This is a genomic window from Exilispira thermophila (genome assembly GCF_055389015.1).
In genome coordinates this window covers 598955-611187 of the sequence record NZ_AP042476.1, presented here as the reverse complement: position 1 = coordinate 611187, position 12233 = coordinate 598955, and the positions used below count along the sequence as shown (strand labels likewise).

At 23.6% G+C, this 12233-nt stretch carries 10 protein-coding genes; 5 read left to right on the top strand and 5 right to left on the bottom strand.

Annotated elements, in window-relative coordinates:
* Nucleotides 1-47 precede the first annotated feature (47 nt).
* The 5 genes from ACZ5EC_RS02580 to ACZ5EC_RS02560 form a co-directional block, all read right to left on the bottom strand.
* Nucleotides 48-365, bottom strand: a complete 318-nt coding sequence (locus ACZ5EC_RS02580) for a nucleotidyl transferase AbiEii/AbiGii toxin family protein (protein WP_464303402.1) — start codon at nt 363-365, stop codon at nt 48-50.
* Between the two features lie 102 nt (nt 366-467).
* Nucleotides 468-623: a hypothetical protein gene (locus tag ACZ5EC_RS02575; RefSeq protein WP_464303401.1), complete on the bottom strand. Its 156-nt coding sequence runs from the start codon at nt 621-623 to the stop codon at nt 468-470.
* A 74-nt stretch (nt 624-697) separates the two neighbouring features.
* Nucleotides 698-3394, bottom strand: a complete 2697-nt coding sequence (locus ACZ5EC_RS02570) for an SIS domain-containing protein (protein ID WP_464303400.1) — start codon at nt 3392-3394, stop codon at nt 698-700.
* A 128-nt stretch (nt 3395-3522) separates the two neighbouring features.
* On the bottom strand, nt 3523-4758 hold the full coding sequence (locus tag ACZ5EC_RS02565) for a Wzz/FepE/Etk N-terminal domain-containing protein (RefSeq protein WP_464303399.1): 1236 nt from the start codon (nt 4756-4758) through the stop codon (nt 3523-3525).
* Nucleotides 4759-5296: 538 nt separating this feature from the next.
* Nucleotides 5297-6514 carry an IS256 family transposase gene (locus ACZ5EC_RS02560; protein ID WP_464302547.1) on the bottom strand — a complete coding sequence of 406 codons (1218 nt, stop codon included), beginning with the start codon at nt 6512-6514 and terminating at the stop codon, nt 5297-5299.
* A 195-nt stretch (nt 6515-6709) separates the two neighbouring features.
* Between ACZ5EC_RS02560 and ACZ5EC_RS02555 the strand changes: the two genes are divergently transcribed.
* The 5 genes from ACZ5EC_RS02555 (at nt 6710) to ACZ5EC_RS02535 (ending at nt 12228) form a co-directional block, all read left to right on the top strand.
* Nucleotides 6710-7636, top strand: coding sequence for an ABC transporter substrate-binding protein (locus ACZ5EC_RS02555; RefSeq protein WP_464303398.1), 927 nt, complete (start codon nt 6710-6712; stop codon nt 7634-7636).
* Nucleotides 7602-8363 carry an ABC transporter permease gene (locus tag ACZ5EC_RS02550; RefSeq protein WP_464303397.1) on the top strand — a complete coding sequence of 254 codons (762 nt, stop codon included), beginning with the start codon at nt 7602-7604 and terminating at the stop codon, nt 8361-8363. The genes ACZ5EC_RS02555 and ACZ5EC_RS02550 overlap by 35 nt, the downstream gene beginning before the upstream one ends.
* A 450-nt stretch (nt 8364-8813) precedes the next feature.
* Nucleotides 8814-9671, top strand: coding sequence for an ATP-binding cassette domain-containing protein (locus ACZ5EC_RS02545; protein ID WP_464303396.1), 858 nt, complete (start codon nt 8814-8816; stop codon nt 9669-9671).
* 102 nt (nt 9672-9773) lie between these two features.
* The gene (locus ACZ5EC_RS02540; RefSeq protein ID WP_464303395.1) at nt 9774-11525 is read left to right on the top strand and encodes an NADH-dependent [FeFe] hydrogenase, group A6; all 1752 of its coding nucleotides are present in this window, start codon (nt 9774-9776) and stop codon (nt 11523-11525) included.
* Between the two features lie 232 nt (nt 11526-11757).
* The gene (locus ACZ5EC_RS02535; protein WP_464303394.1) at nt 11758-12228 is read left to right on the top strand and encodes an NADH-quinone oxidoreductase subunit NuoE family protein; all 471 of its coding nucleotides are present in this window, start codon (nt 11758-11760) and stop codon (nt 12226-12228) included.
* Nucleotides 12229-12233: the final 5 nt, after the last annotated feature.

The window sequence follows — 12233 nt, the reverse complement described above, 5'->3', positions numbered from 1 at the left end:
ATAATAAATTTCAAAATCAAATATCTATTTTTAATTTTACATAAATTTTACATCATTTCCTTATAATAAGGTGCAAATTCATTTACAAAATCTATTTGTAAAATATTATTAATAAAAACACGAACAAAGTCTTTACTGTTAACTTCTATCTTGATATCAAAACAAGATAACTTATCAATAAGATACTTAATTTTTAATTTAAAATTGAGAAATTTATCTATAAAAAAATCAAGGTCATCCGAGTATCTTTGTTCCCAATAAAATCTATTAATACATGTACCACCTGTTAAATAAAATTCTTTATCATTTTCAAAAACAATTTTTAACACCTTATCCTGAAGAGAATATAACTGATTGTAATTCATAATTTAATTATACCTTTAATAAATTATTCTCTACTATATCAATTTTTGATAATTAATTAACCTGAATTTGTACTTTTATAATATTTTTTATATATTTTTATTTTAGTTATTTTTTTTATAATTTTTTTCAAATTTAAAAAACTCCCACTCAAGTCCAGGGATATAACTTTTTTTTCCAAAAAATAAATATAACAAAACTTTTTTTCTTTTTTCAAGATAATCTTTATAATAATTTATCTTCAATTTAGAAAAAAGCATCTTTAAAGTTTCTCTATCAAATAATTTTAAATCCCTTATAACATCACTACTATTACCAAATAATTTTTCAAATTTTAATCAACAGTAATTGATTTAGAAACATTTTTTGGAACATCAGGATGAACCCCATGATTACTTATTTTCAAAGTATTTAAATATTTCATTTTTTTTACAGACATTTCAAATGCTAACAATTGTAGGATTATTGTTGTTTGAAAAACAAATACATATTTATCATCGAGAATAGGTAATTTCAAATAATAATATTTATAATCTTTTACATCTGCAGGTGGATTTACAACTGCTTTTTCAAGTTCTTTATCTTCCTGAGCTATTAAAAAAATATCAGCACCTCTAATTTTATGAGTATGAATCTGGGAAATAGTTATTCTTTTATCTCTTTCATCAGGGGGACAAACAAAAACAAGTGGATAATTTGAAAAATGATCTTCTATGTTAATTAATTCAGTATATATTTCATAAAATAGTTTTGAAAAATTATCATTTGAAACATTGTTATCATTATTACCATTCAATAATGCATTATCAACTGGTCTGAAATTTGAAGTTGATAAAACATTTAGTACCTTTGTAATACTTTGAATCATATCATCAAATGTATTTTTGCTTTCACTATCTGATTTAGTTTCAAAATTAGCTTTGAAATGTTTTAAAGTTTTTTTTAAAAATTCAAGATAATTTTTTGATAATATTTCCAGATTTTCAAGGGAAAAAATTGTATTTTTACCCAGAATTGTATTTGGTCCATGCTTAAATTCAGCTGCATCAAACCCTTGCGCATGGTTTAAAACAACCTCTCTAATTTTTAAAGCTCCTTCATTTGCTAATCCTATTAGAGAAGTTGCTAAAATATGAATTGATGGTTTTAGAAAAAGCATATTTGCAATGTTGGTAATATCAATTTTATAATTATCCAATACATACTTGATTGAACTTTTAACTTTATTTATTTTAGCTTTTACTTTTCTATCATCATATTTTAAACTTAAAGCTAACAAATAGAAAAGTAATATCTGGTTGGTAAAAGATTTTGTAGCAGCAACAGCTATTTCTGGTCCACATAAAATTGGGAGATAAAATTCAGATTTCTCCTGTGGTATGGTAGAATTTTCATTATTTACAATTGAAATAACTATAATATTTTTATAACTTTTTTTTACATCATTGATAATATCAACTAAATCTTTTGTTTCACCTGATTGAGAAATAAAGACTAAAATATCATTTTTATTTAAACTATTAATAAATTGAGATCTAAACCCACCTGGATTAACTGCTATTACAGGAATACCTGCTATTTCATTAAAAAAATAACTACCTGTTAATGCTGCATGATATGAAGTTCCTGCTCCAATAAAAAAGATCTTATTATTTCTACTCTGTTTAAAAAGTTCAATTATTTCATTTTTATATTTTAAAATATTCTTTTTCTTTTTCCAGATAAGAATGTTATCAAGTATTATTAAATCTTCAAAATAATTTTCATTAAAACTTAACAACTCTTTTAAAAAAGGTTTTTCATCAGATAAAAAGGATAAAGAAGAATCTGAAAATAATTTATCTTCAGTGATTTCATTAATTTCTTTTTTTAATTCAGAATAATCTTTGTTATTTAAAAATTGACTGAATTTTTCTTTTAATTGTTCTTCATTAATGATACTATTTAATTCAAGAAAATCATAGATTAATTTTTTTGTTTTTTGTTCATTTTTATGAAAAATATTAAAAAGTGAATTTTGTAAATTGTCTTCAAAATAGTATAATAATATTGGATCTATATTTTTTGCTGAATTACTTATTTCCTGCTCCATAAAAAACTGATATGGATAATTTAAACTTACATCTATAACATTTAATTTAGATCTTTTTAAACTTCTTTCATAATCATTGTCTTTATTTAAGGAAAATACATAATATTGATTATGTGTGAAATAAATCCCTTCCCCTTCATTTAAAGGGATTAAAAATCTTGTTTTAGACAAAACGGATGTTAAATCAGATGAAACAACAATAAACTCACCATTATCATCTTTTCCTTTACCTGCATATAAAGATGAACCTGCTTTTAAAGCAAAAACCCCATCAATTCCATCTGCTGTAATACATGCAGCATAAGAGCCTTTCACTTTTTTATGAGATTTTCTAATTGCATTTATAAATAGTTTAACTTTTGTAGTTAAAAAATTTTCTTCTTTCTTTTCTTTGTTATTTAGATTATCTTTGTTATTTAAATTAATATTATTTGATTTAATTTTATTATTATTATACTTAGCATTATAGTTATTTTTAGAATTATCATTATTAATTAAATTTATTTCCTCATAGAAAAAATGCTCAATCATATGTACAAGCATTTCCCCATCATTATCAGATAAAACAGAATGATTATTCTCTATAAGGAATTCTTTTAAACTATCTGTATTTGAAATATTTCCATTATGAGCACCAACACAGTGATATTTACAATTAACTTCATGGGGTTGCGCATTTTCATCTGTAACAGAGCCATAGGTTGCCCATCTAACCTGGCCTATAAATTTATATCCCCCAAATTTATCAAGTTCAAGTTCCTCTGAAACTTTTGTTGGTGAACCTACTTTTTTCTTTAAAATAATTTTTCCATTTTTCCTTATAAAGCTTGCGCCAGTGGAATCATATCCCCTGTATTCAAGTTTTTTTAAAAGTTTAATTGCTTCATTACCAAGTTCTTTATTATCATTTTTATAAACAATTGAAACAACTCCACACACTATTCTATCCTTAAATATTTTTAAAAACACATATTTTTTCAAATAAATACATTAACTTCATTAAAATAATTATTATTAGAAATAAAAATTATAACTTTTAAAATTACGACTATCATTAAAAATAAAATTTATTCTTTTTTAAAAATTTCATCTTTATTTTTTGCAAAAAAATCAATAACAAAAGCTAAAAATAAAGCTATAAAACCAGAAGCAACAAAAATTAAAATCACATATTTATAAATACTTCTGGTTGTAGATATATATTCAAATCCTGCTATTTTAATATTTAAATTTAATTGTTTTGAAATAAAATCTATTTTATCAACAATTCCATTTTTTTCTAATATAAACATATCTTTTAAATCACTGGAAAAACTATTTTTTTCAAAATCATTATATTTTTTGGAAATTTCACCCAATATATTATCAATATTAAAGTTATAATCATTTATCTTCTCTTTAATAAATTGAAAATAATTGTTTAAATTTTTATCATTAGAATATGAATAATTCAAACTTTCTTTTAATAATTCATTATAAAGATTATATTTAAGTAAATCAAAAATATAGTTTTCTAAATTTAAATCGTTTTCACTAATCGAAACTTCAGTATTTAAAATTCTTTGTTCAATTGAGATTCCCTCTTTTGTATTTGTATTATAAATTAAAATATTTTGTACATTCTTGTTATAAAAATCTTTATATTTATTTCTTATTTTTAAAAGTTCATTAAGTTGTTTTTGTAATTTTATTTTATTAATTAAAAAATCTGAAAAATTTTTTTTATTTATATTAATTGAATTAATTTTAGAGCTAAAATAATCTTCTACAATAAATTTTGAAAATTTAAAAATAAAATAGTTATCAATATAAAACCTTAGTATCTTTTCAGCATTATTACTATCATTAACTTGAGACTTAAAGCTAATTATAAAGGAATAAGTAGAAGCAAATACTTTTTTATTATTTAGAATTGTATTTACAGGATCATAATTAAATTCAAATTTTAAATCACGAACTGGAAATATTTTTTTTAATTCATTATCAAGTTTATCATAAAAATCATTAGTATAATTTGTAGTTTCAAGATTTGCTTTAAACGAATTATATTGTTTCCATGTCATAGGAGTAGTTAAAATTTTTAAAGAATATGTATAGACAGTCTTTTGTTTTGATTTAAAATAAAAAAAGCCAATGAGAGTAAAAACTAATGTAAAAATGATTATAAACCATTTTTGTCTCCATAAAATTCTAAAAATATCAACCAAAGAAATCTCATCTTCACTTATAATTTCTTCAGATAAAGGTTTATCATTATTATTGGTATTTAAATTTCCATTTCTTTCATCAACACTGTTCTGCATTTCAACCTCCATATCACAGATTTATTAAAAAAATATAAATTTAAAACAAATTAATTTTTCCTTTTACAATAAATTTTTCTTTTACAAGGTGTATATTAATTTAAATAAAAGGATTTTCAACTTAAATTTAATTTGTGTATTTTTTCACTTTTTGTATTGACTTATTGTACTTTATGAGTTACCTTTAATTGAGGTAATATAACACATATTTGTTATATTTAGTTTATATAAAATTTTTATTAATAATTTAATAAATGTTAATTTTATTACTTTTAATAAAAATATAATAAAAAGTTTTTTATACTATTAAATGAATAAACAATCATGCACTAAATTTGATATTGTTCTTCTTACATAAATATATAACAAAGTTTCTATAATACAAAAAATAGGAAAATAGAAATTTTTAATAATATAAAATAATAATATAAAATAATAATATAAAATAATAAATATAAGGTTATGTCAATAAAAATGTGTAAATTAGTTATAATTCTAGAATTATAACTAATTTCGCCTCCCGATGAAAATATTGACATTAACCATAAATTTTTTTTAGCATTAAGTCAAGCTCATATTTTGCCTGACCAAACCCCCTTAATATTCTTTCTTCCCATCTATTTTCATAATCTTTTAATATTAAAAATAAAAGTTTCTCTGCTGATTCAACTGTTGGAAAACTATTCTTACCTTTTATTCTTTTCCTTACTTCTTCATTTAATCTCTCTATCCAGTTTGTCGTATAGATCTGTCTCCTTATACTTTCCGGAAATTCATAAAATGTTAACATATAATCCAATACTTCTTCTAAATCATTAACTAACTTCTTATACTTCCTTCCCCATTTTATTTTAAATTGTTCAAAATAAACTAGTGCTTCTTCCTTCCTATTTTGACTGTAAACCTTTTTAAAGTCTAATAATATTTCTCCTCTATCTCTTACCCTTACTCTTGTTGATATGTTCCTGCTTAAATGATATATACATCTTTGTATTTTTGATTTAGGGAAATTGTTGCTTATTACTTCTTCTATACCCCTTAAACCATCTGTTACAAACAACAATACCTTTTTTACTCCTCTTGCCTTTATATCTTCAAATATTTCATTGTAAAAACTTGCACTCTCTGTTGGATTTATGTAAAACCCTAATATCTCTCTTTTCCCTTTTACATTTACTCCTAATAAAAAATAGATTGCTTCTTTAGATACTGTATCCCTCCTTATGTTTACATGCATTGCATCTATAAATATTACATAATAACTTTCTTCTAATTTCCTGTTTTTAAATCCTTCTATATCTTTTTTTACTTTCTCTGTTATATTAGATATCGTTTCTTTACTGTACTTCATCCCATATATATCTTTTATATGTTCTGATATATCTTCTGTAGATAATCCTTTTGCATACAATTTTATTATTGTATCATCTATATTTTCAAGCCTTCTCTTATATCTTTCCAATATTGCAGGATAAAACCCATTCCTTGCTCTTGGTACTTCTAAGTTAATAATTTTTCCATGACTTGTGTCTAAATCTCTGTACCTTTTACCATTTCTGTAATTTTCTTTTTCTGTTTCTCTATCATATTTTTTATAACCTAAAACAGTATCTATTTCATTTACCATTAAACTTTCATATCCATATTTCAATATTGATAACATTAATTCTTTTGTTTTGTCAGGATTTTTAATAAAATCTTCTAAAACCCCTTGACTTTCTAAAAATTTAGCTAATTCTTTACCTAAATTGTTCATTTTTTTGCCTCCTGATGGTTTGTTTTTTTGTACATATTTTTTTCATCGGGAGGCAATATTTTTTATTTATTTGCTTTAAGCAAACTTATTCTCTCTTTTACACACTTTTATTTATAGCATGTAATATAAAATAAAAAATTAAATAAAAATCTAAATACAAATAATTTATGAAAAATAAAACAACAGGGGGAAACAATGAAAAAGGCTATATTTAAATTTTTATTAATTATCACTCTAATAATTTCTTTTATATTTATTTCTTCAAATCAAGTGAATGAGAAAATAAAAATCTATGCTCCTTATACCCCAAGCTCTATCCCCTACATTATTGCTTCAAAAAACATGAAAAATATTGAGCTAACAATTTTTTCAAATCATTCACAGGCAAATGCACTTTTTTTAAAAGGTGACATTCAAATATTAACAACTGGATTATCTGTTGGGATGACATTTTTTAAAAAAGAGATCCCTATCAAAATTGTTAATTCTTATGTTTCAGGATTATCTTATCTTGTTACTTATGGTAAAAAGGTAAATAGTTTCTCAGAATTAAAAGGGCAAAAGTTATATTTACCTTTTAAAGGTTCTCCCATAGAAGAAATTACATCTTATTTTATTTCACAAGAAGGGCTGGATCTAAACAAAGATTTTATTCCAACTTATTCAGTTTTTCCATCTTCAGTTGAGCTTTTAAAACAGGGAAAAGCAAAAGCTGTAATTCTGCCCGAACCATTTGTTTCTATTTTAGAAAATAAAAAAAATATTTTTATTTCCCTTTCTTACAAAAAATTATGGGAAAAATATACAGGTATTAAAAATGGATATCCTCAGGTTGGAACATTTGTTAAATCAGATTGGTTAAAAGATCATAAAGAATTTATTAATCAACTTAATTTAGAACTTAAAAAAGCAATAGAACTTATTCAATCCAATCCAGAAAAAGCAGTTGAAATATCTTCATCTTATTTTACATTTCCAGAAAACATACTTTTAAAAGCATTAAATAGAACAAGTTTCCATTTTGAAGATAACAATGACTTAAAAAGTGATATTTTTAATTATTACAAAATTTTAGGTAAACCTTTAAATGACAAATTTGAAAGCTTTTTTTATATCTATTAAAAAACAATTATTGGGCTTATTAGTTTTTATTTTTTTATGGTATATTTTTAGTTTATTTTTCCCATCATATATTATACCATCGCCTGAGATTTTAATTAATAAAAGTAGTATAATGCTTTCTCAGGATTTTATTATAAACCTTTATATAACTATATATAGAATATTTATAGGTTTTTTAATTTCTTTTATAATTGGTACAATAATAGGAATTATTTCATTTATTTTAAAACATCATGAATTAATTAATTTAACACTGCAAATATTTCAAATTATTCCAGGAACAATATTAGGTGTTATTTTATTATTAATATTTGGTATAAGTAGTATGGTACCAATTAGCTTAATAATAATTTTATCTACACCTTTAATTTCTACAAATACATCAAATGCTTTAATTAAAAAAAATCAAAAATTTGAACAACTAATTATAGGGATGAATGGAACTAAGGGAGATATAATAAAAGATGTATATATCCCTACCCTAATGCCAATATTTAAAACTAACCTTATTATAGGATTTAACTTTTCATTAAAAATTGTAATTTTAGGAGAATTTATAGGAACACAGAGTGGAATAGGATACCTACTAAATGTTGCTAAAATCTATTTTGATATGGATAAAGTTTTCTATTATCTATTTGTAATTATATCATTAATGATAATCTATCAAATTTTTATTAATTTGATTTTCCACATATTCTTTAAAAAATACTTTTTCTCAGAATAAATATTTAAAATTAAAATATTAAAATAAATAAAATAGAAAAAAATTAGATAAAGCTTTAAGTAAAATTTAAAAAAAGAAAGCATTAATTATTTTTTAAAGATAAATAAGTTTATAAGAAACTTTATATAAATAAAAAAAATTAAATTATAAAAAAATTATAAAACATAAGAATGCAAAAATAACTATAAAGAAAAAAACATAAATAAAATAAAATAAAAGAAAAGAATATATAATCAAACTAAATAGATTAAAATTAAACTAAAAAAATTTTAGGTAAATTGTTTTATAGATAAATTGTTATAACAAGGTTATATAAATTCAATAAAAAAGAAATAATAATAAAGAGAAGTAAACAATAAAAAGAAACAGTAAAAAGAAATAATAATAAAAAAATAAGTAATAAGTAATAAATAACAAATAATAGTAAAAAATAAGAATAAAAGAAAAAATATGATTAAAATAACCAATCTTACAAAAAAATTTGATTCAGATATAATTATTGATAATCTTAGCTTGATAATAGATAAATATGAAAAAGTAACCATCTTTGCACCTTCAGGGTCAGGTAAAACCACATTGCTAAATCTTATTCTTGGAATAGATAAAAACTATACTGGAAAAATAGAACTTTTTACAGAGAATTATTCAGTTATTTATCAAGATCCCCTGCTTTTTCCTTATAAGACAATTAAAGAAAACATTTTTTATTTTTTAAAACTAAAAAAAAGATTTAATATTAAAAAATATAAAAAAGTTGAAGATATTATCAACCTAACTGAATTCAATATTCATAGTAATAAAAAGATACTTAATACTAAAACCACATTAAATAATAAAATAAAAAATAATAAAACAAAATTAAATAAAAGTAGTTATCATAAATTCTCAAACAATAATTATATAATTAAATGTAACTGTAAAAAAATTTATGATGATTATAAAAGCTGGTTAAATGTAACCGAATTGAATGGATTTGAAAATTATTACCCCTATCAGATTTCTGGTGGAATGAAACAAAAGGTAGCTATAATTAGAGCTTTTTTAATAAATCCTGATCTTATTTTAATGGATGAACCTTTTAAATCAATCGACTTTGAATCAAAATCAAAAATCATAAAATTCATAAATAGTAATTATAAAAATTCAACTATAGTTTTTACAACTCACAATATTGATGAAATACCAGAGATTACACATAAAATATTATTTTTCACAAAAAAACCTCTTAAAAGTCCTCAAATAATAAATATAACATCTGATATAAAATCATGCAAAAATCTTTTAACATTACTACAAAAAATATGTTGACAAACCTTTTTGATATGTTAATATATTAACAATAAGTATAATTTTCAAGAATTGTTTACATATGCAATATTTTTGCATAACAACTTTTATCAGGAGGTTATAGTGAAAAATTTAACTGAAACATTAGTTAAAATCAAAATTGACGGCATAGAAAGAGAAGTACCTTCAAATTCTTCAGTTTTAGAAGCTGCAAAAGCTGCAGGTATTCAAATTCCAACATTGTGTTACCATGAGGATTTAGAACCAACAGGTAATTGTGGTGTTTGTCTTGTACAGGTAAAAGGGCAAAAAGGATTAAAAAGATCGTGTACAACTCCTGTTTATGAAGGGATGGAAATTATTACACATAATAAAGAGATCCTTGATACAAGAAAAGGGGTTTTAGAACTTATACTTGCAAACCACCCTGACGATTGTTTACAATGTATTAAAAACTCAAAATGTGAATTAAGACAATTAGCTGATAAACTTGGTGTTGAAAAATCAACTTATGAAAAAGTTTTAAAACACAAACCAATTGATGACTCTTCATTATCAATTGTTAGAGAACCTGACAAATGTATTTTATGTGGTAGATGTACACAGGTTTGTCAACAGGTACAAACTGTATTTGCTCTGGAAACAATAAACAGAGGATTTGATACAGTTGTTTCTGTTGCTTCTGGAGAAATTGGAAATTCTGTTTGTGTAAATTGCGGACAATGTATATCAGTGTGTCCTGTTGGTGCACTCTATGAAGTTTCAGAAGAAGAAAAAGTATGGGCTGCTTTAGAAGATCCGGATAAAATTGTTATTGTTCAGGAAGCTCCAGCTGTTAGAGTATCACTTGCAGAAGAATACGGCTTACCTGCTGGAACAAATATGGCAAACAAAATGTATACAGCTTTGAAAATGCTTGGTTTTGATCATGTATTTGACACAAATTTCTCAGCTGATTTAACAATTATGGAAGAAGGTTCAGAATTACTGGAAAGATTATCAAAAAATGAAAACTTACCTTTAATAACTTCTTGTTCCCCTGGATGGATTAAATTTTTAGAAACATTTTTCCATGACCTTCTTGAAAATGTTTCTTCATGCAAATCTCCTCAACAAATGTTTGGTGCATTAGCAAAAACCTATTTTGCAAAAGAATATAATATTGACCCTTCAAAAATTGTTTCAGTTTCTATTATGCCCTGTACAGCTAAAAAGTTTGAAGCTAAACGACCTGAAATGAAAGATTCTGGTTATACAGATGTTGATCATGTTATTACAACCAGAGAATTTATTAGAATGCTTAAAAAAGCTGGAATTGATTTAAGAGAAATACCTGATGGAAAAGCTGAAGATCTAATGGGACAATATTCAGGTGCAGCTACAATTTTTGGAGCAACAGGTGGTGTAATGGAAGCTGCATTAAGAACTGCTTATGAATTAGCTACTGGTAAAAAATTGGATATAGTTGATTTTGAACCATGTATAGGATTGGAAGGTATAAAAGAATTATCTGTAAATATTAATGGTACTGAAATTAGAGGTGCTGTTGCTCATGGATTGGGGAATGCCAGGGAACTCTTAAACAAAGTAGTTGAAGCAAAAAAGAAAGGGGAAATTGCATATCATTTTATCGAAATAATGGCATGTCCTGGTGGATGTGTTGGTGGTGGTGGACAACCCTATGGCTCTACTTTAAAAAGAAGACTTGAAAGAGCTTGTGGATTATATATGGAAGATAAAAATTTACCAATTAGAAAATCTCATGAAAATCCAGCAATTAAAAAGATATATGAAGACTTTTTAGGAAAACCATTATCACATAAATCTCATGAACTTTTACATACTGAATATGTAAAAAGAGATGCACATATTTAAGCTTGTAACAAAATAAAATAGATAAATAATTTAAAAGTTTGAAAAATTGATATTACAATTTATAATTAAAACATATAAATAGAGTAAAAGTATTAAACATGATATACTTAAAAGTGTGTAAAAGATAGAAAATGTTGCTTAAAGTAATTAAATAAAAAAATATAAATAAGCAACATTAAATTTAAATATTAATTATGGGCAATAGTTTTAATGCCAATTTAAGGAGTCATTTATGATCCAGAAAATTTTAGAAAAATATGATAAAAATGAAGAAAATATATTATTCGCCCTGCATGATATTCAAGATTCAAAAAATGAAAAATATATAACAATGGAAGAATTAAAAAAAGTTGCAAAATATTTTAATGTACCGCTATCAAGAGTCACTGGAGTTGCAACTTTTTACACAATGTTTTCTTTAAGAAAAAGGGGAAAATACATAATTCGTGTTTGTGAATCTGCACCATGTCATGTCTCAGGTGCATTAGATGTAATTAAAACTTTTAAGGAAGTTTTAAACCTTGAAAAAATCGGTGATACTACTTCTGATGGACTTTTTACATTAGAAACTACAAGTTGTTTAGGAGTATGTGGACTTGGTCCAGTTTGCCAGATAAATGAGGAGGTTTATGGAAATTTAACTTCTGATAAAGTAAAAGAAATTATTGAAAATATTAGAGAAAATGAAAAAATTAAAAGTTAATGATT

What these genes read in the sequence shown, in the direction of transcription:
- ACZ5EC_RS02580 (WP_464303402.1), bottom strand. Translation starts at nt 365, where the DNA reads ATGAATTACAATCAGTTATATTCTCTTCAGGATAAGGTGTTAAAAATT.
- ACZ5EC_RS02575 (WP_464303401.1), bottom strand. Translation starts at nt 623, where the DNA reads ATGCTTTTTTCTAAATTGAAGATAAATTATTATAAAGATTATCTTGAA.
- ACZ5EC_RS02565 (WP_464303399.1), bottom strand. Translation starts at nt 4,758, where the DNA reads ATGCAGAACAGTGTTGATGAAAGAAATGGAAATTTAAATACCAATAAT.
- ACZ5EC_RS02560 (WP_464302547.1), bottom strand. Translation starts at nt 6,514, where the DNA reads ATGAACAATTTAGGTAAAGAATTAGCTAAATTTTTAGAAAGTCAAGGG.
- ACZ5EC_RS02555 (WP_464303398.1), top strand. Translation starts at nt 6,710, where the DNA reads ATGAAAAAGGCTATATTTAAATTTTTATTAATTATCACTCTAATAATT.
- ACZ5EC_RS02550 (WP_464303397.1), top strand. Translation starts at nt 7,602, where the DNA reads ATGACAAATTTGAAAGCTTTTTTTATATCTATTAAAAAACAATTATTG.
- ACZ5EC_RS02545 (WP_464303396.1), top strand. Translation starts at nt 8,814, where the DNA reads ATGATTAAAATAACCAATCTTACAAAAAAATTTGATTCAGATATAATT.
- ACZ5EC_RS02535 (WP_464303394.1), top strand. Translation starts at nt 11,758, where the DNA reads ATGATCCAGAAAATTTTAGAAAAATATGATAAAAATGAAGAAAATATA.